The 26,957-nt window shown below is 44.2% G+C and carries 27 protein-coding genes; 6 read left to right on the top strand and 21 right to left on the bottom strand.

Annotated features, from left to right (window positions below; translation table 11 throughout):
* Positions 1 to 235: 235 nt before the first annotated feature.
* Positions 236 to 1,435 carry an enolase C-terminal domain-like protein gene (locus OH460_RS02240; RefSeq protein WP_269994669.1) on the bottom strand — a complete coding sequence of 400 codons (1,200 nt, stop codon included), beginning with the start codon at positions 1,433 to 1,435 and terminating at the stop codon, positions 236 to 238.
* A gap of 261 nt (positions 1,436 to 1,696) precedes the next feature.
* Here OH460_RS02240 and OH460_RS02235 point away from each other — a divergent pair, with 261 nt between their 5' ends.
* From OH460_RS02235 to OH460_RS02225, 3 genes are all read left to right on the top strand, one after another.
* A complete protein-coding gene (locus tag OH460_RS02235) occupies positions 1,697 to 3,130 on the top strand; it encodes a PTS transporter subunit EIIC (RefSeq protein WP_061032024.1) in 1,434 nt (477 codons plus the stop codon).
* A gap of 113 nt (positions 3,131 to 3,243) precedes the next feature.
* On the top strand, positions 3,244 to 4,212 hold the full coding sequence (locus tag OH460_RS02230; protein ID WP_269994666.1) for a sugar kinase: 969 nt from the start codon (positions 3,244 to 3,246) through the stop codon (positions 4,210 to 4,212).
* Positions 4,213 to 4,227: 15 nt separating this feature from the next.
* A complete protein-coding gene (locus OH460_RS02225) occupies positions 4,228 to 4,857 on the top strand; it encodes a bifunctional 4-hydroxy-2-oxoglutarate aldolase/2-dehydro-3-deoxy-phosphogluconate aldolase (protein ID WP_269994664.1) in 630 nt (209 codons plus the stop codon).
* Positions 4,858 to 4,954: 97 nt separating this feature from the next.
* On the opposite strand, the gene OH460_RS02220 is transcribed toward OH460_RS02225, so the two are convergent.
* Both OH460_RS02220 and OH460_RS02215 read right to left on the bottom strand, forming a co-directional pair.
* Positions 4,955 to 5,494, bottom strand: coding sequence for a disulfide bond formation protein B (locus OH460_RS02220; RefSeq protein ID WP_269994662.1), 540 nt, complete (start codon positions 5,492 to 5,494; stop codon positions 4,955 to 4,957).
* A gap of 9 nt (positions 5,495 to 5,503) precedes the next feature.
* Positions 5,504 to 5,659, bottom strand: coding sequence for a DUF5993 family protein (locus OH460_RS02215; protein WP_162884309.1), 156 nt, complete (start codon positions 5,657 to 5,659; stop codon positions 5,504 to 5,506).
* Between the two features lie 332 nt (positions 5,660 to 5,991).
* On the opposite strand from OH460_RS02215, the gene OH460_RS02210 reads away from it, so the two are divergent.
* Positions 5,992 to 8,229, top strand: coding sequence for a hypothetical protein (locus OH460_RS02210; protein ID WP_269994659.1), 2,238 nt, complete (start codon positions 5,992 to 5,994; stop codon positions 8,227 to 8,229).
* Positions 8,230 to 8,319: 90 nt separating this feature from the next.
* On the opposite strand, the gene OH460_RS02205 is transcribed toward OH460_RS02210, so the two are convergent.
* Positions 8,320 to 8,580, bottom strand: a complete 261-nt coding sequence (locus OH460_RS02205) for a DUF5062 family protein (RefSeq protein ID WP_269994656.1) — start codon at positions 8,578 to 8,580, stop codon at positions 8,320 to 8,322.
* 448 nt (positions 8,581 to 9,028) lie between these two features.
* Here OH460_RS02205 and OH460_RS02200 point away from each other — a divergent pair, with 448 nt between their 5' ends.
* Positions 9,029 to 9,244, top strand: a complete 216-nt coding sequence (locus tag OH460_RS02200) for a hypothetical protein (RefSeq protein WP_061032013.1) — start codon at positions 9,029 to 9,031, stop codon at positions 9,242 to 9,244.
* Between the two features lie 115 nt (positions 9,245 to 9,359).
* Here OH460_RS02200 and OH460_RS02195 read toward each other — a convergent pair whose 3' ends face one another.
* From OH460_RS02195 to OH460_RS02160, 8 genes are all read right to left on the bottom strand, one after another.
* Positions 9,360 to 10,106 carry a phosphatase gene (locus OH460_RS02195; RefSeq protein WP_269994654.1) on the bottom strand — a complete coding sequence of 249 codons (747 nt, stop codon included), beginning with the start codon at positions 10,104 to 10,106 and terminating at the stop codon, positions 9,360 to 9,362.
* 15 nt (positions 10,107 to 10,121) lie between these two features.
* Positions 10,122 to 10,856: a nucleoside/nucleotide kinase family protein gene (locus tag OH460_RS02190; RefSeq protein ID WP_269994653.1), complete on the bottom strand. Its 735-nt coding sequence runs from the start codon at positions 10,854 to 10,856 to the stop codon at positions 10,122 to 10,124.
* 10 nt (positions 10,857 to 10,866) lie between these two features.
* Entirely contained in the window at positions 10,867 to 11,385 is a 519-nt protein-coding gene (locus OH460_RS02185; protein WP_269994688.1) for an MltR family transcriptional regulator, read from the bottom strand.
* Positions 11,386 to 11,437: 52 nt separating this feature from the next.
* Positions 11,438 to 12,709 (bottom strand): zinc-binding dehydrogenase, encoded by a 1,272-nt coding sequence (locus tag OH460_RS02180; RefSeq protein ID WP_269994652.1) that lies wholly within the window; start codon positions 12,707 to 12,709, stop codon positions 11,438 to 11,440.
* Between the two features lie 48 nt (positions 12,710 to 12,757).
* Positions 12,758 to 14,161, bottom strand: coding sequence for a PTS mannitol transporter subunit IICB (locus OH460_RS02175; RefSeq protein WP_269994651.1), 1,404 nt, complete (start codon positions 14,159 to 14,161; stop codon positions 12,758 to 12,760).
* Between the two features lie 29 nt (positions 14,162 to 14,190).
* Positions 14,191 to 14,634 carry a PTS sugar transporter subunit IIA gene (locus tag OH460_RS02170; protein WP_017065190.1) on the bottom strand — a complete coding sequence of 148 codons (444 nt, stop codon included), beginning with the start codon at positions 14,632 to 14,634 and terminating at the stop codon, positions 14,191 to 14,193.
* 539 nt (positions 14,635 to 15,173) lie between these two features.
* Complete coding sequence (locus tag OH460_RS02165; RefSeq protein ID WP_269994648.1) at positions 15,174 to 15,605, bottom strand: GNAT family N-acetyltransferase; 432 nt, start codon at positions 15,603 to 15,605, stop codon at positions 15,174 to 15,176.
* A gap of 119 nt (positions 15,606 to 15,724) precedes the next feature.
* On the bottom strand, positions 15,725 to 16,381 hold the full coding sequence (locus OH460_RS02160) for a QnrS family quinolone resistance pentapeptide repeat protein (protein WP_269994646.1): 657 nt from the start codon (positions 16,379 to 16,381) through the stop codon (positions 15,725 to 15,727).
* A gap of 319 nt (positions 16,382 to 16,700) precedes the next feature.
* Between OH460_RS02160 and OH460_RS02155 the strand changes: the two genes are divergently transcribed.
* Complete coding sequence (locus OH460_RS02155; protein ID WP_269994645.1) at positions 16,701 to 17,291, top strand: TetR/AcrR family transcriptional regulator; 591 nt, start codon at positions 16,701 to 16,703, stop codon at positions 17,289 to 17,291.
* Here OH460_RS02155 and OH460_RS02150 read toward each other — a convergent pair.
* From OH460_RS02150 to choV, 9 genes are all read right to left on the bottom strand, one after another.
* A complete protein-coding gene (locus OH460_RS02150; protein WP_269994644.1) occupies positions 17,288 to 17,443 on the bottom strand; it encodes a hypothetical protein in 156 nt (51 codons plus the stop codon). The two genes, OH460_RS02155 and OH460_RS02150, sit on opposite strands and share 4 nt — an antisense overlap.
* A gap of 10 nt (positions 17,444 to 17,453) precedes the next feature.
* Entirely contained in the window at positions 17,454 to 18,701 is a 1,248-nt protein-coding gene (locus OH460_RS02145) for an anaerobic sulfatase maturase (RefSeq protein ID WP_269994643.1), read from the bottom strand.
* 119 nt (positions 18,702 to 18,820) lie between these two features.
* The gene (locus OH460_RS02140; RefSeq protein ID WP_050643489.1) at positions 18,821 to 20,566 is read right to left on the bottom strand and encodes an arylsulfatase; all 1,746 of its coding nucleotides are present in this window, start codon (positions 20,564 to 20,566) and stop codon (positions 18,821 to 18,823) included.
* Between the two features lie 75 nt (positions 20,567 to 20,641).
* Complete coding sequence (locus OH460_RS02135) at positions 20,642 to 21,073, bottom strand: tetratricopeptide repeat protein (protein WP_269994639.1); 432 nt, start codon at positions 21,071 to 21,073, stop codon at positions 20,642 to 20,644.
* Positions 21,074 to 21,267: 194 nt separating this feature from the next.
* A complete protein-coding gene (locus tag OH460_RS02130) occupies positions 21,268 to 22,473 on the bottom strand; it encodes an iron-containing alcohol dehydrogenase (protein WP_269994637.1) in 1,206 nt (401 codons plus the stop codon).
* 216 nt (positions 22,474 to 22,689) lie between these two features.
* Positions 22,690 to 23,133 (bottom strand): hypothetical protein, encoded by a 444-nt coding sequence (locus OH460_RS02125; protein WP_017070129.1) that lies wholly within the window; start codon positions 23,131 to 23,133, stop codon positions 22,690 to 22,692.
* Positions 23,134 to 23,205: 72 nt separating this feature from the next.
* Positions 23,206 to 24,621 carry a coniferyl aldehyde dehydrogenase gene (locus OH460_RS02120; RefSeq protein WP_193841204.1) on the bottom strand — a complete coding sequence of 472 codons (1,416 nt, stop codon included), beginning with the start codon at positions 24,619 to 24,621 and terminating at the stop codon, positions 23,206 to 23,208.
* Between the two features lie 275 nt (positions 24,622 to 24,896).
* On the bottom strand, positions 24,897 to 25,379 hold the full coding sequence (locus OH460_RS02115; protein ID WP_017632044.1) for a MarR family winged helix-turn-helix transcriptional regulator: 483 nt from the start codon (positions 25,377 to 25,379) through the stop codon (positions 24,897 to 24,899).
* Between the two features lie 361 nt (positions 25,380 to 25,740).
* Positions 25,741 to 26,955: a choline ABC transporter ATP-binding protein gene (gene choV / locus OH460_RS02110; protein ID WP_269994627.1), complete on the bottom strand. Its 1,215-nt coding sequence runs from the start codon at positions 26,953 to 26,955 to the stop codon at positions 25,741 to 25,743.
* Between the last annotated feature and the right edge of the window lie 2 nt (positions 26,956 to 26,957).

Here is a 26,957-nt window from a genome sequence, read left to right as displayed (position 1 = left end):
GTTCAGCCGAAGCACATATTGGTATGATTTAGTCTAACCCTTATTTAGAAATGAGTGTTTATTAAAAAATAATTGTACGGTACGCACTGAATATAATGCAGAAAAGGAAGTAAGCTATGTGCTGTAATAGGAAAGAAAATGAAAGAGTGCTAAGCAAGGAGATATAAACTAGACGATTAATTTATATTAAAAAAATGGCCGCTTACTAGCGACCATTTTATATTATAAATACGAGTTAAGGGGTATGAATTGCGCCATCAGGAAGGCGACTTTGAGTCCACTCGTGGGGGCGATACATAACAGGGAACTCGGCTGCAACCTCTCGGTCGATTTCAACACCAATACCTGCGATTTCAGAAGCGTATAAGTAACCATTAATTGGCTCTGCAGCGTTCGGGAATAACTTGTGTGTATTCTCGTTGTACTCGACATGTTCTTGAATGGCGGCATTGTGTAAATGCACATTCAAATGCGTGTTTACCGCAGCACCAATTGGCGTCATATCTGGCGGGCAATGCCATGCAATACGAACACCGAAGTTCTGACATAGATGCCCGAGTTTCAGAGCTGGGGTAATACCACCAATCTGTGAAACATGGCAACGAATGAAATCAATGCGACGGTTAACAATCAATGATTTCCACTCTTCAGGGTTATTAAATAACTCCCCTAAACCTAATGAAACTGAGCTTTGGCTACGAATATTATCCAACCATTCCGTTTGATTTGGTGGCAGAATATCTTCAATGAAGTAAGGCTTATATTGCTCGACTTCTTTGGCAAATTGTATTGCTTGATTCGGGAATAGGCGCTCATGAACATCATGGAGAATATGGAATTGGTTACCATATTTCTCTCTCAACGACTTAAACATCGTTAGAGTATTGTCCATGTACTGATCTTGGTCGTAGTACGAACCTTCAGTCGGGTTTTGAGTGGTATGCAAATCGGTTGGAACACCGCCATAGAAACCAAGCTGACAACGAATGTGCTTGTAGCCTTTGTCTAGGAAAGATTCCACCAGCTCATAAATGCCTTCCATCGTGTCGCTAGTCGCGTGTGTGTATACAGGAATAGCATCACGAGACTTACCACCAAATAATTGGTGTAGCGGCATGCCCGCCAATTTGGCTTTAATATCCCACAGTGCCATATCAACACCAGAAATCGCGTTATTGATGACAGGGCCATTTCGCCAATAAGCGTTGACCATCATCATTTGCCATAAGTCTTCAATATTGTTGGCATTTTTACCCATAAGAATAGGCTTTAAATATTCATCGACCATTGTTTTTACAGCAAGCGGTCTTTGTTGGAATGTCGCACAGCCAAAGCCAGTCACACCTTCATTCGTTTCAACGACAACGGTAATGAGATTGTGTCTGTCTGGCTTAGTAATAATACAATGGATATCGGATATAATAGTTTCTTTCACAATTAAATAACCTAAACTTAAGTCAACTCCTATTATCTAACCGCTTTAAAAATCACATTTCAAGCGCTAATTTTTGCCCAAAAATAATTGGTACGTTAAGTGTTTTTTTTTGATAAACAAAACATACCAATTGGCAAAAAACGCTGAAAAATTAATTTTTCGAATTTTAAATGTGATTGAGATCTCTTTTTTCTCCGTTGGATTTAAATTGGTTGTCGTTATGATTTCTCGAGTTAAATATATTCCAATAACAGGTGTAGTATGCAAATGGTAGAAAAGAGTGATGCCGTTGTGAATAACTCTAAGTCATCATCGAAAAAGAAAAATTTCAACGAAAATATACAGTTATTAGTCACCGCTGTTGGTGGTGAAGACAACATCGTGAGTATCACGCACTGTATGACAAGGTTGCGCTTCAAATTAGCAGACGAATCGCTGGTAGACGAAGAAGCGATCAAGCAGATCGCAGATGTGAAAGGTGTGGTCCTTCAACAAGGCCAAACCCAGGTCATCATTGGAGTTGAGGTCGAGAAGTGGTTCAACGCACTCTCAAACACTCAGCAAGCTGACGCGACTCCTGCTGATGAGCTAGAGAAAGGCAAGCTATTCCAAGGTGTGATGCGTATTGTCGCGGGTATCTTTGGTCCTGTTGTTCCAGCCATTGCTGGTGCCGGTATGCTCATGGGTCTGCTATCGGGCCTTATTGCTACCAATGTTATCTCTGAAACCTCAGACACGGTTTACTTCTTCCGTTCAATTTCTGTCGCGGTGTTCTTCTTCTTACCTATGCTGGTTTCTTTCTCTGCAGCTAAAGTATTCAAAGTAAACGAATATATTGCGCTTGCTGTCTCTTCAGCAATGCTAGCGCCTCTGCTTGTTGATAAAGCAGCAATGCTAAAAGACGCAGGTGCAGCTCCGGAGCTAACCGTTCTTGGCGTGGTTCCTATTGAGCTGCTCAACTACGGCGGTGCAATTGTTCCTGCGATTCTTGCAATCTGGTTACTGTCTAAAGTGACTCCGTTAGTTGACCGTCTAGTACCTTCTTCAGCGAAGCCTGTATTTACACCACTGCTTGCCTTTACGGTTACTTCAACCATCACGCTATCATTTGTTGGTCCTGCAGGCATTTGGCTAAGTAACGGTGCTGGTTGGGTAATGAGTTCATTATTGGAGATCTCTCCGACGTTAACGGGCTTTGTATTTGGTCTAACTCGCCCGATTACGATTGTGTTTGGTATTCACCACAGCATGACGCCAATCAGCCTGAACAACTTCGCACTGTATGGTAAGGATCTACTGATGCCTATCATGTGTTTGGGTAACATGGCGATTGCGGGCGCAACTATGGCTATCTGGCACAAACAGCGCAAGACTGTTTCTAAAGAGCAATCTTCGATTACGATGGGTTCAAGTGTAACGGCGATTCTAGGTATTACAGAGCCTGCTCTGTTTGGTGTCCTAACTAAATACACCAAAGCGATGATGACCGCGAGTTTGGCTGCAGGTGTGTTCGGTGCTATCTCGGTAACAATCGATACGCACTTAACAAGCTACATTCTTTCTTCGGTATTCAGCCTGCCAGCTTACCTTGCAAGCGGTACACAAAACTTCCTTCAGGCAATTATGGGCGTGGTGGGTGTATTCGCACTGTCTTTCGTCCTTACGATGTTGTTCGTAAAACTAGACAACAAGTAATCGGCTAGTCCCACTCCCGTAAGATTAGAATCGAAAAAGCATGACCATATCTCGTTATGGTCATGCTTTCCTCAATACGAACAAATCCAATCTTTCCTTTCTAAGGCTATATTATGACCCACATCGCAATCATCGGTGAGTGCATGATTGAACTGAATGGATCTCCATTTGGTAACATGCATCAAAGCTATGGTGGAGACACATTAAACGGGGCAATCTATTTGAACCGTAGCGCTGCGGTTAGCAATCCCATGAGCAGTAATAACACTGCGAATCCAGCGATACAAACAAGCTATGTCACGGCGCTAGGCTCAGACGCTATCAGCCAAGAGATGCTTAATCGATGGCAAGATGAAGGACTATCAACCGAGTTCGTGCTTATTGATGAGCAGCGTTCACCCGGGCTCTATCTGATTCAACTCGACGATTTTGGTGAGCGAACCTTCCTATACTGGCGCAACGATTCTGCGGCTCGCTACATGGTACAGCACCCCGATTTCGATAAGATAGCGAACCAACTTCGTGACGTTGATATGGTGTTTCTAAGTGGTATTTCCCTCGCGATACTGCCACACAGCGATCAACTTAAGTTGCTCACTATCATCGAAGGCCTACGTGAACGTGGCGTTACCATCGCCTTTGATAGCAACTATCGACCAAAGCTGTGGAGCTCGGAGGCCGCAACTAGAGAATGCTATCTATTAGGTTATAAAACGACCGACATCGCCCTAGTCACGTTCGATGATGAACAACTGTTGTGGTGCGATCAAACACCACAAGACACCATAACAAGGCTGCATGCACTCGGTGTCAAAACCGTTGTTGTCAAGCTTGGAGCTGAAGGCTGCTTGATCAGCGAAAACCCCGAAAATGATCCCGTAAAAGTCACAACGACACCGGTCGAAACTGTGGTTGATAGCACCTCTGCTGGCGACTCTTTTAACGGTGGTTTCTTATCTTGCTATCTCGCTGGAGGTTCTATTGAAGAAGCCTGCCACCAAGGTAATGCATTAGCCAGATTGGTGATTCAACATCATGGCGCAATCATCCCAAAACCCATCACAGACACTCTTTCAAACTGATATTAAGAAGTACACATGTCTACAATTAACGAACAGCTAAAAGCACTTAAAGTTATCCCTGTTATCGCCATTGATAACGCAGAAAACATCATCCCACTAGGCAAAGTATTGGCAGAGAATGGGCTTCCAGCTGCTGAGATTACGTTCCGTTCAGAAGCCGCTGTTGAAGCTATTCGACTTCTACGAGAAGCTCAGCCTGACATGCTGATTGGTGCCGGAACGATTTTGAATGGTGAACAAGCACTGGCCGCGAAAGAAGCGGGCGCAACGTTTGTGGTATCACCAGGATTCAATCCAAACACAGTTAAAGCATGCCAAGAGATCGGCATCTATATCATTCCAGGAGTGAACAATCCAAGCACCGTTGAAGCGGCACTTGAGATGGGCTTAACAACCTTGAAGTTCTTCCCAGCAGAAGCATCAGGCGGCATCAGTATGGTTAAATCACTCGTTGGCCCATACGGCGATATTCGACTCATGCCTACAGGCGGTATCACGCCATCAAACATCGATAACTACTTAGCAGTGCCTCAAGTATTAGCCTGCGGTGGTACGTGGATGGTCGACAAGAAACTCGTTGAAAATGGAGAGTGGGATGAGATTGCTAGCCTAACACGCGAGATTGTCGAGCAAGTGAATCGCTAGTCGATAACGTTCTAGAAAGCACAAATTCTCTTGATTCCATAGCAACAAAGCCACAGCAGACGCTGTGGCTTTTCTTTTCACTATAAAACGGAATCCATCAATTAAGCAGCCAATAGCTCACGGGATTGTCTGGGCACTGATAAGGTCCACACTCAACAAAGGTAGCGATAGCATTGAGTGCAACCACGACGATGGCTAATAAGCACGCCACACGCCCCAAATTACTCATCTTATACGCTTCTTGCGATGGCTCTTTATTAGTCAATATTAGAATGACAGCAACCGCTAATATGGTCGCAGCAAATAACACGAAAGCCCAAGTGTAATAGTGCATCCCAAAGATAGGACTACCATAGCCAGGCGTGCCTGGAATCACATGCAGCGATACCTGCCGTAGTGAGGTGGCGACACCATACAAGGCCCCGATCAAAACAATGCCATAGTGACGGGGTTGGGGCCCATAAACCACATTCAACATAAAGCCAAACGCAACCATCACGAAACCGATACGTTGCAACAAACACAGCGGGCAAGGCAACTCATGAAGCACAAATTGAAGGATAAAGCCTATCAACAGCACAGCGGTCATGCCGAGTAGGCCAAGCGTATTTAGGAACGTTAACTGATTTCGATTCATGTTAGCTCCTTACAATAAGATGGGTAATGAATCAGTCGCATGGTGATTGAACCAATACAACCCAAGGATCACAGAGCCCGCAAAAAAGCCATAAGCCGCGGTCTTCTTTTCGAAAAAAGCGCATAACATCGCCACGAGTAATAGTAGAAACAGTAAAGACATCATAAGAGGTATTCCCTCGCTATTTATCAAGTCCAGTCATATTGAACGTCAAAATGAATATCCACACCTACGCCCCAAACAGCATTCAAAATCGGCAAATCTATGGATTACGGATTAAAAATCATCAATTTAATACTTGTTAGTAAGCGTTAACCTGTCAAGTTTCCACGACTAACAAAGCCTTCTATGAAGAGAAGATGCAAGTAACACGCCGAATCAAGAAAAGCACGCACACCTCAAAATCAGGCATACCACGAAACGAAGCACAGATATTACGATTGGCTACACTTACCAAATAGGGATAACACTAAAAGAGTGAATGGCTAGGAAACTTAATGAAAACAACACGATTAGTCTCTGCCCTATTTCTTACCAGCCTTACCATTCCTAATATTATTTGGGCCAACTACGCGATCGTTCTACCCGGTCAACATGAGCAAGGGATCGACTTACAAGGTAATGAAATATCTGCCCACGATGTGATTGATTGGGAGCTCAACCATAGTGATTTGATATTTGGAGCTAATGCTAACCAAAACCTTAAAACCAATATTCCGGCCGTTGGCTACATGTACAACCAAAAGTTAGAGTTAAACTCAGGTCCGCTCGAAGACGAGATTAGAGAAATAGCAGAACGGTACGGCATCGATTACGAAGATTTCTTTTTACACTTTTCAGAAGACACCATCCTTGCAGAGCCAAACCCCAATCATGGTGAGAATACCCTGTTAAACCGTAAACCCATGCTTATGGGTTATACCGCAGACGCAATGCACGCAGGTTTTGCCCTTTACCAGCCACCACCTTGGGATGCCGATGTCTTCGAACACTTCCAACAAGGTGGCGCACTCTACCTTTACCACTCTGAACAATTCGATAGTGTCGCTTTTAAGTTTTCGCGCTTTGCACAAGGTGGGAGGTTTTGGATTGAATATCCTTCTGAGGTGAACGCCAACAATCAAGTCACTGCATGGTCTCATCTTGTTATAAATGAAGATAACACTGAGAACATGACTCAAAACCAAGCGGTTAGCTGGCAAGTGCCCTCTGATTGGGTACGAGCAAGCACTCATGATGGTAGTGGCCAAAGTTATGGTGGCGGCCAATTTTTTGGCTCATCTTTTGTCCGTGATGGTGGGCGTTTATACGTTGTTAGAGTGCGCTGGCAAGGCCACGCAAATCATATTCGACCTCGTTTAAACCGTGTTCAACTCGGAGATAGCTTTCCGAAAGTCGCTCCAAAAGACTTGTCAGCAGCAGCAGTAAATAACCGCTCTCCCGATAAAACAACGCATTGGAGAAAAATTCGTGGTTTCGACCAATCGGCCGATCTCAACGACGACAACTATTTATCTCCTGCTGAATACCAAAACCGAAGCAACAAATCTGCCACGGCTCGATTTCGTTGGCAGTCCCGTGTTATTCCTTTTGGTCGAATGTGGGACCAAAATTCGTCATGGTCGCTAACCAATCTGGCTAATCCCGGGCTATTGATGGCAATGGGCAGTTATTATGGTCAACACTGGACAAAACTAGGACTCCGTGGCGCCTACAACGATGACACCAATAAGCTCTTAGGTAGCAATCAATTTGATATTTACTCTGGGGGAAACATCGCTGAGCTTGATGCTATCGCAGGCTTAACTGAAGCGGATGAACGCTATAAACAACAGTTCACCGCCTTTCTCAAACGATTGACTGCCGTTAATGACAAACCATTAATCGGGCTCAACATTGGAACGGCTAACCTCTATGGTCGAAATGGGCAAGCGCACCTTATCGATGCAGGAAACCTGTATTTCAGGGAGCACTATATATTTCCGTCAACGGGCTTTAGCGGCTATGGCGGGCTATCGAAGTTTTGGGATAACTCAGCACTCGGCTATTCAGGGTCGAAGGTTATTCAACAAGCCACTACGCGCTATGGACGAGTGCAGTTCTTTGGAAACAACCAAGAGAATTGGCAACAAGACCAGTACTCAACTCTCGCTGTCTATTACCTCAACTACCACCCTGAACACAGCTATTTCAATCAATGGAACAACAGTTACGTGTATGGGAGCAACAACACCACAACAGATAACTTCTGGAAACCGGGCGTACCCAAAAACATGGCTTATAAGCCCACAGCATTGCTCGATATCACTCTTGGAAAACCTTCAGGTGTGATTCCTTCGGGGTTTGAACCTATCTCATTGATGCTCTCAACTCGTACTCCACAATCTGAGGATTACACGATTGTTGGCAACACTTCGCAATCCCAAGTCGCTCATCAAGATCTACCGGATGGCAAGGTTTCACTGTTACCGACTCACACCTATTTCCTTTATCAATCAGATAAACAGGTTGTAGAAGGCGGTCCAGAAGACATGGTGATAGCCAGAGAGTTTGAGCATGGACGAGTTCTCTATCGCACCGATTTTTATGGGAAAAATGCTGACTTTTATGCTGCAGAGAAAATCTCGATTCGATTAGACCCACCAATGAAGCCCGTAAGTGCTGACGGCAGAGTGGGAGAATATGTCGATGAAATACAGATCGCTGGCTACCAAGGTTTGATACTACTTTATTGAAGCATCTCGAACTTGAATTGATCACCATAAAACAAAAAAACCTAGCGAGTGACCGCTAGGTTTCACACATAAAAACGAGTTAGTCTCAGCTTACTTCAGAGGATCATTATCAGGCAAAGCGTTGTGTATCCATAACGCTAGGCGCTTCTTAATATTTGCACCATCCAACTTACTGTCTGGTAACGCAGTGATTTGATTAACTTCAACAAGAAATAGATAAACAGCCTTAACCTTGATTGGTTGAGATGAGTTCGGCAAATCGAAACCTTGCAACTTTGCCATTTTAAAACCGACTTCTAGAGCCTTCTTAACCAGCTTATCTTCATTCATGATCTTCGCGGTTTTCGACATATCATCTCCATCATCTTCGTAGATTGAACCTTGAGTATACCAAACTGAATCTAAGACAAGATTACCGCGCTCTCAATTCGAACACTCTCTTTGATAAATGACATTAAACGAATTCCAACCCCTAAATAGATACCTGCCTAATTGACATGTACAGGGCGGAAATCAATACGCAAACGGTATCTTAACAAAATACTCAATAAGTGAGATCTTAAGCCCAGAAATCAAAACGGAGCGAATTTTAGCTTAATATCCAACAAAATACCGAATACTATGTTTTCTTATAAAAATAATAAGCACTCTCTTTTCTATAGATAAACCACTGTTATTTAACTAATTTTATATAATGATGACTTAGTTCATATTTACAGTCACCTATAACGAAAACTTATTTACAAAACACTCATTAAGAAAATAGAATAAATCCACTAATTTTATACTGGTGTTAAAAATGCGTTACCTATGGGCTTCATTCTGCCATAAAAACCCGATTCCCGGACGAATCGTTCATATCCTTGTTATCTTGGTAGCGTTAGCTTCTATCGTGGTTCCATTAATGACAAAAGATGCCACAACAATACTAATTTCACTTTGTGTTGCTTTGGTGTGTTTTGTGCTGTTTGTATTCTTTGCCCTTGCCGACAAAATGCGTTCGGGTATGCACTGATCTCGGGTTCTGATTACTTTAAGCCCATAAAACTATAGAAAATTTCAAGAAAAACGCCCAAAGTTATCCACTTTGGGCGTTTTTGCTTCAAGCGCAAATTGCATCAGAAATATATTCAATAGAGCTCTGCAAACTCTTCAATCCGATTCTTTCCTCTCAACAATAAAAAGTTTAGAAAGCGCGCTGTGGAAGTCGAGATTACTTTCTCTTCAGGCACATCATGCTTTTCAAGGAGCGCTATGGCGAGATCTACACGCCCTATCTCTTCACAGAAGTGAGCATCTGAGCCTGTTGAAAAATACACGCCCACTTCCTTACCGATTTCGACGATTTTAGAGCAGCGTACATCACTTCCCTTGCGGCTTTTTCCCGTCAAAGAGGTATTGTTAACCTCAATCGCCACATTGTGCTGTTTAGCACACTCAAGCACGGCTCGAATATCAAACGGGTAATTTGGGTTACCAAGGTGCCCAAGTACATCAACCTTTCCCCCCTCAATTACATTAATGAGGGCTCGAGTATGTATCTCTTCAGTGGACGGAGGGAATACGGGTTCGTGGAAGCTGGCAATGGTCCAGTCAAGGTGCTGATAGGTTGAAGGGGCGAGATCTAAGTCTCCTTCAATGTTGGTGATGTTTGCTTCCACTCCACGAAGGATTCCAACATCGTGAAGAAAGCGGGGCAAAATTCTTTGATTGTTGAAAAACCAGTAGTGGGGGGCACCCGGCATTTCAGGAGCATGATCCGTTGTACAAAGAAGTTTTAGCCCCTTACCCTGTGCTGCTTTAGCGTTCTCAATAATAGTGCTGTAAGCATGGCCGCTGGCAAGAGTATGAGTATGGCTGTCGACGACGATCTTCATAGCGACCTCCTAGAATTAATTGATATCAAAAGAACCATCTTGGTTCATATATAGAGTCAGGTCCGCTTTTACAGAATGATTTAAAACCATGTCTACATTCTTAGAATCTGAACTTTGATAAAAAGCGAGGGCCTCTTCAGACGTTGAGCCACCACGAATCTTACGGTTCACTAAACGCTGTTCTAAAAACTTAGGATCGGTATCGATGAAGATGGTGAAATCAGCCAGCTCATTCAACCCACTCCACACTGGTTCATCGAGCAGAAGCCAATTCCCCTCAATCACCACAATCTCTTTTTCAACAGTGATAGCATCATCAACCGGATCATGTAGGTTACGGTCATAGTATGGCCATTTCGGATCTTGGACTTTGAGTTTTTTTAGCTTGTCTATCAGGGATGTGAGGTTAAAGGTCTCGTGTGCGCCTTTAATACTACGCAGCTTTATCTTCTCTTCACCGCGCATGGTGTAATTCGAATCAAGAATCTCATTTGGGTAGTGGAAACCATCAAAAGGCAGCACCTGTAATGGCACGACATTAGGAATGGTTTGGGATAGATGCTCCCAAAATGCCGCTAAGGTCGATTTCCCGCTGCCGGGAGGCGCAGCCAGGAATATCACCGTTCGTTCGTTTTTTTCTTGGTAAAGGCGAGAAAACTTTTCAACCAATGGCTTATGAATTTGTTCGATATTGTTATCTGGGAATACAGCTTCAGTCTCAAAGCCACTGACATTTAGGGAAACTTTCATATGAAAAGCCTTAATCTAAGATTTCGTTCTCCACGGTTTCTAACAAACCTTCGCAAGCGAGTTTCAACACGGTTTTGACCAGTGACTCATAGCGAGCTTGAGAAAAGGAGTCGAATGATGAAAATTTTAACTGGTTAATCGAATCAAGATAGATGCTGCCGTCGCTCTTCGAGAGCGTCGCTTGATTAGTGATGAAGTCGTAAATGACATCATCACTAAACGAAATTGGCTCTTGTTGCTGCGCGACAAAACCGTGCATTTGGTCAAACAAGTTAATATCTGCGTAACTCTCTAATGAGATCTTACCCATCGCAAACATCAGCTTTGATACCACATCAATCTCGACCAAAGGACCATCCTCTTTGAGTAGAGGGGTCACGGCATACTCAATCACCAAAGGATCTTGAACAAATACCCTTGGTAACAAATGCTTTAACTTAACGCTAATCAGCTTATGAGATGCTTGGATAAAACGAGTGGCGGTTTCGCACTCTTCTAAGGCATCTAATAATTCGTCTTGCACCGTAATAACATGTTCCTTATTGGTCGTGGCAGCAGTGTAGCTGCCACGAAATCATCGATTACGCCGTTAGGCTAACGCCGTAGAACTCAAGCAGTGCTTTCTCTGCCAGTTCGTTCCAAACGTAGTTGTTGTCTTTCAAAATTCGGTCTAGTTCGCCGAAGAACGGGTCTTGTTCTGCTAGCTTGTGGAATTCATCAATTGCCGTCAGTGGCAGGTCAATATGCGGGTAGATTAGCTTTTTACCACCCGGAATATCCAGTTGATTTAGGATAGTGTGAGGTGCCGCCTCTAAGCCACCAACGTGAGTTAGCATAAATGATGGGTTGATCTTACCCGCTTCCGAAAGTTCAATGGATTCAACCATATCCCCTGTTGAACCGCCAGAGGTTCCTACAATATGCGTAGATTCATAATGCACATTGTAAAAGTTGAACGGTACTTTAAATTGCTTGTCCGTTGGACCCGCAAAGAAGTTCAGACAGCCATCGTTACCTAATAGCTCATCAGCTTGCTCAAGCACCTGTGCAACCGCCGCATATACCATGACATCGTCATAGCCATTACCGTCATTGAGTTCTTTTAAGTACGCAACAGGATCGTCAATTTTCGCTGTGTTTACGTAATGGAGTTCAATACCATTCTCGGTCGCTTTTGATACCGGGATAAGGCTTTCTGCGCGTGCGAGACGAGCTTCATCGATATCAGTCACCACAATACGGCTTGGCTTCACAGGGCCATTAATCGCGTAATCAATCGCACCAATACCCATAGGGCCTGCACACGCTAGAAGTGCTAGAGAGCCACCCTCTTTAATGCCCATTTGGTGCTCATACACGTAAGGCGTTGTGTGGTAGCTAGCGTGGAACGCACCGATGATGCAAGACATTGGCTCTGCAAGCGATGCGTTTGCATAGTAAGAGCTCTTGTATGGCAGCACACAGTCTAAATCAATCGCAACTTTAGGGATGATTGAGTAGGTTGCATTACCACCAAATGTCTCGTAGCTGTAGCCTGCTGAGTAGCCTGTTGGCAAGCCCATTGCTGGCTGCAGTACAAATGGTTCACCTGGTTTGAAACGGTCTTGTAAGTTAGCGCCCACTTCTACAATCACACCTGCGTATTCATGGCCTGTCATTACAGGTACTTCAGCAATATTTTCAGGCACACGTTTGTGATTACTGCCGAGGAGCGCCGCTTTGTAAGTCGATAGACAGATGCTGTTTGAAACGTTTTTAACCAGCAGTTCATCATCTGAAATCTTTGGTAGATCGAAGGTTCTTAGTTGAACGTCTTTCTCACCACAAATTACCGCTGCAGTTGTTTGAACCATGATTTTATCTCCGAAAAGTGGGGCCAATACCTGACCCCAGAATATTAATTAAGCTTGCTGACCGATGGTGTCCATTAGGTTGTCTAATGCTGGGTCATGTAGGAAGTTCTTGATAGTCACCACAGGAAGACCTGTTGCTTTGACTGCGCGACTCTCAAGGCTCTCGTGGGTCACCACCACGTCCGCGTTGCTTGGAACTTTCTCGATTGCGAAGTTCTTCACTTCAACATTAAAGCCGGCTTTTTCGAGTTTGCGCTTGAAGGTTGATGCCCCCATCGCGCTTGAACCCATGCCTGCATCACATGCAAAGGCGACGAATTTGATGTCTTTAGCTTCTGCTTTTACCGCTGCTGTTGGAGCTTTAGCCACTACGCCTTCAGCTTTCATGTCTTTCATGTCAGTCACAGATTGCTCGAACTCATCTTCAGATTCTGTCTTCTTGCTAACTTTCAGGATTGCACTTGCCACTAGGAAAGACACAATCGTTGCTGTTGTTACACCGGCGATGGTTGCGAAGAAGCTGCCTTTTGGTGTTAATGCTAGGTAAGAGAAGATTGAGCCTGGGCTTGGACCTGCAACTAGACCACCATCAAGTAGGTTGAACGTTGCAATACCTGTCGCTGCACCTGCAATCATCGCGAGAATCATGATTGGCTTCATTAGCACGTATGGGAAGTACAGCTCATGAATACCACCGAAGAAGTGGATGATGATGGCACTTGGTGCTGATTTCTTACTTAGACCTTGACCAAACTTAGCGTAAGCCAGAAGCATACCTAAACCAGGGCCAGGGTTAGACGCCACCATAAAGAAGATAGATTTGCCCGTTTCCGCCGCCGCTTGTAGACCTAGTGGGTAGTAGATACCTTGGTCGATAGCGTTGTTAAGGAACAAGACTTTTGCTGGCTCGTTAATAATTGCAAGTAACGGTAGGAAGCCAGTCGCTACAAGCGCTTCGATGCCCGATTTAACGAATAGGTTCGCTGCAGTTACAGCTGGACCAACAATCGCGTAAGCAAATAGACACATCAACATGCCGAAGATGCCTAGCGAGAAGTTGTTTACCACCATCTCAAAACCTGAAGGGATCTTGTCTTGCAAGCGTTTATCGATTTGAACGATCACCCAGCCACTCAATGGGCCCATGATCATTGCGCCAACAAACATTGGAATCTCAGCGCCAGCGATAACACCCATAGTACCGATGGCACCCGCTACAGCACCACGCTTGTCACCGACAATTTGACCACCGGTATAACCAATAAGTAACGGTAATAAATAGGTAATCATCGGACCAACAAGCTCACCGAAATACTCGTTCGGCATCCAACCTGTTGGGATAAATAATGCGGTAATAAAGCCCCAAGCAATGAAGGCTCCGATATTTGGCAATACCATGGCAGTCAGATGACCACCAAAAGCTTGCACTTTGGCTCTTATATTTGTAGACACGTTATATTCCTTATTTTCAAAGGTTATTATTAGTAACTTTTAATAATTTCAAGCACTTCAGCTTTTGAAGAAGAAGCAGCCAGCTTGGCAATGTTTTCTTCATCAACCAGCATTTCGCTCAGCGCTTGAATAACCTCTATATGTGTATCTGAATCCTTTGCAGCTAATGTTAATAAGACATTGGCAGGCCCCATATCAGACCCAAAATCCACCGGGTTAGAAAAGACATGAATACCAAGACCTGTCTTTAGTACACCTGCTTCTGGACGGGCATGAGGCATAGCAATACCTGGACAAAGAACGTAATAAGGTCCATTATCATGCGTTGACTGGATGATCGCGTCTGCGTAGTTATCGGTAACGTACCCCTTGTCTTGCAGGTAACGAGTTGTTTCCTTAACAGCATCTTCCCACTTATATTCAGAGTGGTTAATAACATCAATTAAGTCGTGGTCAATAAGGTCATAAAGCATAATATATCCCAGTTATTCTTTGTTCGTTGTTGTTGGGATTATTATCAATGGAAGTTGAGGAATAGAGAAATGGCAACAAAATGAGATTTCCATCACTTAAACTTTACTGTCAAATGATTAGTTATTCTCTACCTCTCATATTTGCCATGAAATTTAATTACAAATCTATTATTAACAACAAGTCAACACTGTAAATTTGATAAAGCAATCAAATTAAGAATTAAAGTTAAATATCACAAACGTGATAAAGATCTATTTCCGCATGTTGACCAAGCATTAATTGTGATAATGATTACATTTAATTTGGTCGTTTTAATGGTTTGACGCGCTTAAATCAGTGACCAAGATCCCGTATGAAATACAAACACCACCGCTTTGTAAGTGAGTAACACCTCGTTCACGCACCTATTCAGATCTGCCTCATATTGGATAATTTGGTTATCATTGGTTCAGATACGGAAAAGCCCAAAGTTATTAGCTTTGGGCTTTTCTTCTAGCGACTGTGGTTGATTACAACCGAGTGATACGACAACCGAGTCTTACAGCGTCATATGCAGAATTGGAAATGGTTTTCCCATATCATCAAGTGGTGAGCGTGATTCTACTTTAAACCCCATGTGCTGATAGATACCTACCGCTTGCGGGTTTTGCTCATTTACGTCAACTTTGGTAGCTGCTAACTGCTTAATCGCATGTTGCAACAACACCGAGCCCACCCCTTGTCCTCGAACTTCATTCAAAACAAAAAGCATCTCGACTTTTGCATCATGGACACCCACGAAGCCAACAATCGAACCGCTTTCATTTTTAACGCATTTCAAAGAAACCGCAGGGAACGCATGTTCCATGATGATAGGTTTAAAAAACTCAATATCCTCTTCTGTAATAAAGTCATGAGTTGCTCGGACTGAATTCTCCCAAACCTTAAGCATTTCTGCGTAATCTTCAGGAAGCACATTTTCTATAGTCATAATTTTCTCTGGATTGAACTGAATATAAACATGTGCAGCCGCGAAACCTTAGTCTAGCAGTGGTTAGAAAAGCAAAACAACCGTCTATTCTCGGTTAATCAAAGATTTCGCTAACCCTGTTAATCAGGCATTACCACAATACCCATAATTTCAAGCAGTTGCTCTTGTTGCCAAGCAACGATTTTAATTCCCGATGTGTCTACCTTGCGAGGATCTAACCCTTCTAATTCAGCATGGCATAAATTAGCACCTTGCATACTGAATTGCCCCCATACGTCTTCCGAAAACACACCTCGGCTTAGATCAGACTCTTTCAGTGACGCGCCACCAAGATAAGTGCCTATCCAACGGTTCTCAAACAGCTCGCACTTCTCTAAACAAGCTTGCTCCAAGTTGGCGTATGACAGGTTACAGCCCGTAATATACGCTGAGCAAAAATACATTCTATTGCTTACCTGATTGGCAAAGTTAGCACGAGTGAAGTTAGCCCCTTTCAAGTCGCATTCACGTAGCTCAATCCCATAGCAATTCGCATTACTAAAATTCGCCATCGCCAGCTGGCAATTCTGAAAGCTTGCATCTCGTAAATCGGCAACATCAAAGTGGCATCCCTCAATATCGCCTTGCTCAATAAACTTACAATTAATAAACGTTGCATCACGTAAGTTCGAACGTCTGAAATCACAACGGATAAACGTGCAGGCTGTAAATGTAAGCTCTGATAAGTCTTGCTGAGCAAAACTGTGGTGATGATAAGTGCTGTTATTGGTGTCCATTTAGCCCCCTAAAGAAATTAAGCTAAGACTACCATTGCGATCTCAAGAAAACACCAAATTAAAAACCAACAAAAACAGCAACTTAAAACACCCCAATTTAGCTATTTTAAGGCACCAAACAAGCTCTTTAAGGTTGTTATTTTCGTTTTATAGCATGCGCTTATCTTGAAAAAAGTTTTGTCGCTTAGAAGTACCAATAAGAGAAAGGCCACTTTGACCGTTCGAGTCAATTATTGACAACGTCCTAACGCGCTAGACTGGACGGTTGGTATGTTGCTCGTTACACTATTCCTCATTCTCAGCATAAAGAGTAAGAACAATGAAAGACATGCGACAAGCTATGCTCGATGCAGGGTTTAGCCTAATTAATGAACACGGTTTTGCTGGTGTTGGCCTGATGAAGATCATCAATCAAGCAGAAGGCACGAAGGGTTCGTTTTACCATTACTTCAAATCGAAAGAGCACTTTGGTGAGATCCTGCTTACTAACTACTTTGATGAGCATCTCGCTAAGCTGGATGACTTTTTAAGTGATGAGTCGCTTTCTCGTCGTGACCGCGTTAAAGCCTATTTCGAGTTTTGGTGTGCGTCGAAACTGACTGAAGATTTCAATATCCAATGTCTTGTCGTAAAACTGGCGGGAGAAGTAGCTGGATCTGAAAACCCGTTGCAATCGACCATGGCTGAAGGCGCGGAAAAGATCATCCTGCGTATGGCGAAGCTGTTTGAAGAAGGCAATGAGGCCGGTGATTTCACTATCGCAGAGCCAGAATCGCTATCTCGAACGCTTTATGGTTTATGGCTAGGCTCAACGCTTATGGCCGCTATGCAGCGCAATCGTTCGATTCTAAACAATGCCATGGATGAAACTATTATTTCCATGAGCCCAGTACAAGAATCGACTGACTAGATACCCGTTACCAAATACCAAATACCAAATACCAAATACCAAATACCAAATACCAAATACCAAATACCAAATACCAAATACCAAATACCAAAAGGCTCGCACAATTTAGCGAGCCTTTTATCTAACTTTAAATCTAGATTGAATCCATTCACGCCTACTCCATTACCCCAGACGAGACGCAATATTATTAGCTTTGAGTAGGCCCTTAATAATAGGGTCGACATGCTTGAAGAAGATCAGCCATCCTTCACAGAGATAATTTAACCCAGCCTCACCATCTCGGCTTTTGATGATGCGGTTTTTTGGGCACTCGCCATGGCATGCAAATTTAAACTCACAGGTTTGGCATTGTTTCGGCAGAGACTTCTGTTTGGCGAACCCAAAACTCTGCTGCTTTGGCGAGAAGGCTAAAGTTGAAAGTGCTTGCTCCTGAATATTACCCAGCTGAAATTCAGGAAATACATAATGGTCACATGAGTACACATCGCCATTGGGCTCAACTGCTAACCCTTTGCCGCAGATCTCACTCAGCGTGCACATGGTGCTTTCTCTGCCCATCCATACGCCGACAAAATTTTCAAAGTACGGCACTAATACCCGACCAAAATCGTGTTCAAACCACTCATCAAAAACGGTAGTGAGGAATTGTCCCCATTGCGTAGAACCGACACTCCACGGTTCAACCTCGCCTGATACAGGAATGATCGCTTGTTGATTGCTCAACCATTTATTGTTGGTGTGAGCTTCGCGCTTATCGACCACAGGAATAAACTGCAATTGCTTCGAACCCACTTCATCGCGTAGAAAGCGATAAACCTCGAGTGGATACATACCTGTCACATCATTCACGCAGCTTAGGGTCGCGAACTCGACGTTATGTTGTTTCAAATAGCGAATACCACGCATTGTTTGAGAAAAAGTGCCTTTGCCTGCACGGTTAGTTCGGTAGTGATTATGTAGGTGCTCTGGTCCATCAATACTCACGCCAATGATAAAGTCATTGTTCTTGAAGAACTCGCACCACGCATCATTCAATAACGTGCCATTGGTTTGAAGGTCATTGCTGATCTTGCTGTAACTAGGACAATATTTTTTTTGCAGCTCGACAACCTTTTGAAAGTACTCAATCCCCAATAAGGTAGGCTCTCCACCATGCCAAGAAAAAATGATTTCAGGCGTGTTCTGCCCCTCTATGTACTGTTTGATATAACACTCTAACAGGACTTCATCCATCGTATATTGAGAGCCTTTTGGGTATTCAAGCAGCTGTTGTTTTTCTAGGTAATAACAGTAGGTGCAACTGATATTACACACCGCCCCAATCGGTTTTGCTAGCGCTTGAAGCTTGCTGTGTGCTTTGCCATTGAACTGCGGAATTGAACTCAAATTTGATAGCGATAATGTCGTCATGAAGAGTGCCTCGATGTAAAAGTTATTGTATTAGCCAAAACAATTCGTAATTCCTTTACACGGTGTTCATCGGCCAACCAAGCTAGATGGCATTAGGTTGGCCGAGTGGTTCATTTCCTCTATTTCACGTTTTCAAACGGGTTCCACGCTTCGTCAACCGGGACGATGTTTTGCGCTTTTTCGTACTCTTGATATTCAGCGACCATTTCAAGGAACAGATCTGGCATTTGATTTCTCAAGTCATGTTGCTCAGCAGGGTCTTTCTTGGTGTTGTATAAGTGCCATTCACTGTCACCGCCCATACCGGTAGAGATTCGAATGATCTTGTAATCACCTTTTAGCAAAATCCCGCTACCAAACAATTCAAATGGAATCGCATTATCGGCACTGTGCACCTCTGCCGTTTCACCTTTGAAGTAAGGCAACAAGCTCACGCCACTCATTGGTGCGACTTCTCGACCTTGATATTCCGTTCCTGGATGCTCTACCTCTGCAATCTCGAGAATCGTGGCAGCGATATCTTTCACTTGTGACAAGTCGTCTGTTTGAGTTCCCGGTTGCAACGCATCTTCACCTTCAAGAAGCGCTTTGGCTGGCTTAACGATAAACGGCACACGGATACCGCCCTCTGCTGTGTAAGCTTTGTACCAAGATAGGCCGCCGGTTGAAGCGCTTGCCCATTCAGGACCCAGTGACACACTGGAGTTCGCCTTACCTAAGTTTTCGGTCGAATTATCGAAGTGATGAGCGGTCCAGGTTCGGATCAAGTCACTGATGTTTTCACCGGTAATATCCGCCGCTTCTGGGCCGTTATCCGCTAGATACATGATGTAGGTATTATCGTATTCCCCGATTTCTTTCAGATAATCAACTATCTGACCGACTTGTTGGTCCTGCATTTCCATCATGCCCATCGCCACAGCCATTTTCTTGCCGTACCACTTTTGTTCTTTCTCAGAGAGCGAGTCCCAAGGGCGGCTTAATGAATTACGTCCTGAAATCTCCGCCTCTTTAGGAATCACGCCCATCTCTTTCATGCGTTCGAAACGATCTTCTCGAACCGAGTCCCAACCATGTTCAACGTAGTAATCGACTTTATCTTGATAAGCAGACTCAGGCGCTTGCAGTGGCAGGTGAATACCGGTGAATGGGACGTAAGCGAAGAAAGGCTTACCGTCGTCTTTTTTGCTGTCGATCATCTTGATGATCTCGTTGGTGTAAACTTGGTCTGAGTATTCGCCTTTGTATTTATCCTCAACCACTTCACCGTTGCGGTAAGTTGGCTCAACTTCAACACCTGGAATATCGCCTTTTTGCAGCGCATCCGCTGTCGCAGCGTTTTTGGCTGGGAACATCATATCTCGGTTAAAGTGATTCGAACCGCCCGCTAAAATACCGTAACTCTCACCAAAACCGCGATCATCCGGTAAAAATCCATCTTCGTGTCCCAAATGCCATTTACCAGAGAGGTAGGTGTTATAGCCGCTCTCTTCAAGCAGCGTGGCGACCGTAACACCTTTCTTGGTGAGGTAACCTTCATAACCCGGCTTACCAATCGCGCCCGGATAGACGGCATAGTCGAAGGTACCAAGCCCAACCTCGTGGCTGTTTGCTCCGGTTAGCATCATAGAGCGCGTTACCGATGAAGTTGGGGACGCGTGAAAGTTAGTAAACTTAACCCCCTCTTCAGCCAGCGCCATTAGGTTTGGGGTATCCGCTTCTGAACCATAAGGCTGTGTATCGGCAAAGCCCACATCATCGCCAACAATAACAACAATATTCGGCTTTTCTGATTCAGCCGCAAGAGCAGCACTGCTTGCCGCCGCCATTGCCGTGAACACTAAAGATTTCTTGAATGTCTGCATAAGACGTTCTCCAATTTCTGTGATTAATTTTTTGTGAATAACTTTTTCTATAATTAACTTTGAGCAGGATTTGAATTAGTGCGCGGCTTGCGACATCCAATGTAATAAGTCGAGCGCAGGGTCATACTCTTGAGCTGCTGCCATGCCGATCCAGGTGACAGCTTCCGCTTGGCTGGCTTGAACGCCACTTCCAGAGATATACATCAACCCAAGCTGCGTTTGAGCTTCAGGGCTACCGTTATTGGCTGCGGTGACGAACCACTCCGCGGCTTTTTCATCATTCTGTTCTACGCCCTCTCCGCTCAGATATAAGTAAGCGACAGAGAGTTGGGCATCCAATTGTCCTTGGTAAGCTTGATCCAACAGTTGCACGACATCTTGATGCTGCTGCGATTGATCCATGGTGGCTGCGTTCTTAGAGCTTTCGCTTCCAACGCTTGCTTTGGCAAAAAACAGAGCAGCCAAAACACCAGTCAGAATCACGGTAGTTAAACGTTTATTGATCATTTATTTCCTCCTCGGGAATAAAGGTCACAACGTCCCTGTTGAATGAGTTAGGTGAAAAGTAGGAATGGCGCGATGATGCACAAGCTTGATAGCAATACGTTTTCAATTTTCATAATTGGCTCTCGAGTAATGGTTGTGAGTGAATCAGGGACTGAACTAAATGGTCATAAAATTCAGTCGATTAAGACAGAGACTTAAATCGCTTTCTCAATGATGGTTTCAATCATCTGTTTCGAGATTGGGTAGAACTGAAAGCAGATGTCTTTTTCAATCGCTTCTGCAATGTTGATCTTCTCTTGCTCATCAAAGTTCCAGCTGCTGAAACGCTTCATCGCACCGACGCGGGTTTGGAAGTTGTTTAAAAAATCCAACACTCTCTGGTAAACCATCTCATCGGTTCCCGTCGTGTCGACCGAGAAAGCTTGAGCTAACTTCGCCGCATTCGGCATATAGAATTCCGGTAGCGCTTCAATCACAACCGGCATCAGTACCGTATTGGCATCGCCATGTGGAATGTGGCTAATCGCACCAAAAGCGTGAGCACAGTTATGAATCGGAATACCGCCCAATGAAGAGTAGAACGCAGAGATCGCCATGGTGCTAGCTTGAAGAAGATTGCCGCGTGCCGTGAGATTTTCAGGCTCCTCAAGTGCCACGGGTAAGTTTTCAACAATCAATTTTGCCGCTTGGATACCGTAAGCATCGGTAAAAGAGTTGCTCATTGGCGAAACAATCGCTTCAACCGCATGTGTAAGTGCATCCATCGCAGTGGAACGAGTAAGGTGAGCGGGCAATTTAGTCGTAACCGTTGGATCAAGAATCGCAATGTCAGCTTCTAAACCAGACGCCACCAAACTTGCCTTAATGTTTTCATGCTCGTTGTAAAAAACAGCAATCGGAGAGGCTTCTGCACCCGTACCAGCCGTTGTTGGAACAGCAATATGAGGCACTCGAATATCTTCATTGTTTGGCCACACATCCATATGACCACCACCTGCAATTACGGTGCGAATGTCATCGATCTTCTTATGAAATGCGTATTTCACACCTTTAGAAGCATCAATTACGCTGCCGCCGCCAACAGACAAGATCGCATCGGCATTGACGCTGTTTGCAAACTCAATGGCTGCGTTGATGTTGTCGCAAGTCGCATCTGGCGCGATATCGGTGTACACGCCAACAAGCTGAACCGCTTGTTGGTTCGCTTCCTGATTCCCATTCTGGTTTACAAACAACGCCGAGAACTGCTCAACAAAGCCAAGAGACTCCAAACCTTTATCAGAAAAGAGCACGACTCTTTGCGCACCTAAGCGACCAAACAGAGAAGGGATATTTTCAATGCCGTTCTCTTGAGCATGAACAATGGTTTTAAGTTGAAAGTTAAAATTATTGGTTGTCATGGTGTTTACCTCATTTCTAGTTGATGACTAAACAATAACCAAAACAAACCGGTCGGTCTAGAGAGTAAATGTCAAAGATATGTCAATTAAGATCTTTATGGATCATTGCCCCAAAACGAAAAAAGCCCGCAAATGCGGGCTGTGATCATAAGTAAGCTATTGATCATTAAAGAAGTGTCATTGACTCACCCTGAGCAACTCACAAACGGTTAACGATTAACGAAGGTGAGCTGGGACCTTGCTCTTATCTCTAGTGAGGTAGTAATACAGATAAACCAAAGAATAAACGGTCACAAAACCATCGAGCGCAAACACGCCGCTCCAACCATAGAACCACTCATAATCGTTGATACACACGTTGTATAAGAAGATGCCAACAAACATCGACTTCTCAAATGCGCTGTAAATCATCGTCGAAGTTCGCAGCGATTTGTACTTCGCCGAGAACATCAACAACACACCAATACAGCCAACCATCACACCCCAGTGTTGATAAGTACCGAGCAAATACTCTTTGTTTTCCATCATGGTATCGTTGTACGAGAACAGCGTCTGCATACTCCAATCTGGCGCTAGGAAAGTGGAAAAAGCCGTCGCTGTTAAGAAACCTGTAATCATCAAATACGATTTGATCGTACGTTCAAAAAAACGTTCCAACATAAAAGTAACCTCTTAAAATAATTTCGTGAAAATAACTTTTTGAAAAATAAACAGTGTCATACCAACAGTGATTTACTGGCCAAGCATGCCCATCACTGCTGTTTTTAATTCGTTGTCTTCTTTTGAAAACAGATGCTTAACTCGATGATCTAAACCCGTTTCCAAGACTGTTTTGGCGTGGGAGAAAGTCAGGAAACCTTCTTTGCCGTGATAGTTGCCCTGACCTGATTCACCAATGCCACCAAACGGCGCGTCATCAACCGCTAAATGGAAAACACAGTCATTAATACACATGCCACCGGAGTGAACTTGGTGCTTAACCTGAGCCTGTAAACTCAAATCAAAGCTCATCAGGTAGAGTGCTAACGGCCTTGGTTTGCTATTGATGACTTGGAACGCCTCTTCGACATTGCGATACGTAATCAAAGGTAATAATGGGCCGAAAATTTCTTCGTTCATCACTTTGGATGACAGGCTTGGTTCAACGATCAAATGTGTCACCAAGCGATGAGTATCTAGGTCCATCGCTTCATCATGGCAAGCAACGATTCGTGTCCCTGCTTCCTGCTCTTCATTCAATAAACCAGCGATACGATCACATTGGCGAGGGTTAATGAGCGAGGTTAAACTCTCAGAGTAGATCCCTTCATCAAACAGCTGTTGGTATTGTTTTTTGTACTCCAGAATGAAGGCTTCGAGCTTATCTTCAGGGAGTAGCACATAATCTGGAGCGACACAGACTTGGCCGTTGTTTAGGCTCTTGCCATAAATGATTCGCTCTACCGCAATATCAATCGGCATGTCTTCTGCCACGATAACCGGCGACTTTCCACCCAGCTCTAGCGTGACTGGGGTTAGCGTATCAGCCGCTGACTTCATCACTTGGCGACCCACTTGGGTTGACCCTGTAAATAGAAGATGATCAAACGGCAACGCCGAAAATGCGGCTGCGATTTCTACCTCACCTTCAACCAAGCACACCTCATCGGCATGGAAAACTTCCGCCAATAGCGCTGTTAATACTTGGTTCGTCGCTGGGGTAAATTCGCTCATCTTGATCATGGCGCGATTTCCCGCAGCCAGAGCAGAAATAAGCGGGCCGACGGATAACATGATCGGGAAATTCCACGGAGCAATAATCCCGACGACGCCTTTGGGTTGATAAACCACCTCCACACGAGAGGTTGAAAGCAACGGGCCGGAATGACGAATTGAAGATGTCGACCAATGAGGCAAACATTCAATGCTGTGATCAATATTTCCGATACAAGGCAATATGTCAGCCATCAAAGTGTCTTGTCGGCTGCGGTGACCATAGTCCTCACTCACGGCTACACACAAACGATCTGTGTAATCGATAAGCGCAGATTTAAGTGCGAGCAGCTGCTCAATTCTCTCCGATATCGCGGGCATCGGTTTCTGTGCAAAAGCTCCCTGCATGCTGTTCAACGTCATGGTCATTTGTGTTGGCGTCAATTCGTGTTTCATACATCACCTCGTGGTTAAGATAAGCACACAATAATACACAACAGACCGGTCGGTCTAGTGTTTTATTGTCAGAGAATCGTCAATGGAGTTTTGATTACAATCCAATGAGGCGGCTTCAAACGAGGCAAAAAGTCAGGGGGATTTAAAATAAGAAGGCGTAACTAACACGCAGGGCAAATAGAGATTTTAAATGGCAGGATCAAAAATGGCCGCTTAATGCGACCATTTGACAATTATTTAAGTTGTTGTTCTAAATAAACAATTTACAAATAAGGTTAGCTCTTGGCTACGTTTGCAATGCCTTCAAGTTGAAGTACTGGAGCGGCGTCGATGTCTTCTGCGTTCATCATTGATGACACGCGTTGCATCGAAGAAAGCAGTAAGCTCTGCTCCCACGGTTCTAGGTTTTGGAATTTTTTCACGAAGTTATCTTGCAGCGGCGGTGGCGCATTATTTAGCAGCTCTTGGCCTTTTTCCGTCAAGTTCGCATGCACTTTACGACGGTCAGCAACACTACGGATACGTTGTACGTAACCATTCAACTCTAGACGATCGATGATCGTCGTGGTTGTGGCTTGGCTTACATTGGTATGATTCGACAATTCTTTGATCGTCACATTACCCATTTCTTGGATTGCTCTCATTAGAATTAATTGAGGGCCAGTCAAACCATACTCTTTACTCAGCTTCTTCGAGTGTAAATCGATAGCGCGAATAATTTGTCGAATAGCGACCAGGATTTCGTCATGTTTGTCCAAGATGCAGACCTTTGTACTAATATACTGTGAGTGATTTTACAGCGTCGAAGCGAAGAGCTCTCATGAAATCGGAGTCAGGACCGCTCGAATTACACTGTAAATTGATAAATTACGTCATTAATTTTTCCGCATTGTACTGATGTTCATACTATTCTCAATCTTTTCTATGCCTCTGAATTTGCGCAGGGCAACACTTTTGCTCAATGAGTCACGATTTTCGCTCTTATATCGGCTAACAAGGTAACAAAAAGCCAGAAGTCGTTAACAAATAAAAAAGCAGAGCAGTCAAATAGGTAGAGAGATTGTGATGGCCTCACTACCTATTTAATGTTTCGACATCTGACTATTTTAGTTCAAAAGATTAAGCAGCACTGTTTAGTTGAAAATTACCTGTCAGCGCGTTGTAGAACTCGCTGTTATCCAAGATCCCAACCAATTGATTGTCTTCAACCAGCAAAATGGGATGGTTACTGAGCTGTTTGAGCTTAATCGCATCACGCATACCAATTTCAGGGCTTGTGACCACGACGCTCGACTCGCTGATCGCCGTTAAGTCGTCAGACTCACTCCACTCAACAAGTGCCAACGTCGGTTCACCTTTTACCGATAAAGCACCTTCACTCTGTTCAATCCAGAGATCTTTTGAATCGCAGATCTTCCAGCTCTCATTCTCTTGCGTCAATGAATCAAGAGGCTGCATCAAAGAACGACCTTTAAGTACATTCAACGGGTTGGTGTGAGCAACAAAGTCCTTCACATATTCCGTTTTCGGCGTCAGCACGATCTCTTCCGGCTTACCGTGTTGGATTAGTTTGCCTGATTCCATGATCGCGATGTTGTTACCAATCTTCAGCGCTTCATCTAGATCGTGACTGACGAACAGAATGGTTTTGTTTAGCTTGCTTTGAAGTGTGATCAACTCATCTTGAAGCTGAGCACGAATCAATGGGTCAAGCGCCGAGAATGGTTCATCCATCAATAGAATATCGGTGTCCATGGCAAAGGCACGCGCTAAACCGACACGTTGCTGCATACCACCAGAAAGCTCATGCGGGAATTTCGTTTCCCACTCAGCTAGGCCAACCATTTCAAGCTGTTCACGCGCCTTAGCACGACGAACATCTTTGGCGACACCTTGCATTTCAAGACCAAACGCCACGTTATCTAACACGGTTAACCAAGGCATTAAAGCGAATTTTTGGAACACCATAGAAACACGGTGAGTACGTAGATGACGCAGTGTCGCTTCGTCGCACTGTTCACCTAAATCCACCAGCTTATCGCCATCTTTGATTGCTAATGAACCACGGCTGATCTCATTCAAACCGTTCACAGCACGAAGCAACGAAGATTTACCCGAACCCGATAAGCCCATCAGCACGCAGATCTCGCCTTCTTCAACCGTGAGAGAGACATTATCTACACCCACGACTTGGCCAGTTTCATCAATGATCTCTTGGCGAGTTTTACCTTGGTCGAGTAGCTCAAGCGCTTGCTTCGACTTATCACCAAAAACGACATCAAGATTTTTAATCGTAATCGCATCCATTGTCTTTGTTTCCTGAGAGCTAGGCATGA

The sequence above is a fragment of the Vibrio sp. Makdt genome (genome assembly GCF_027587015.1).
Classification (GTDB): Bacteria; Pseudomonadota; Gammaproteobacteria; order Enterobacterales; family Vibrionaceae; genus Vibrio; species Vibrio chagasii_B.
Note: the sequence above shows the minus strand (reverse complement) of the source record. Positions and strands in the feature narration are given on the sequence as shown.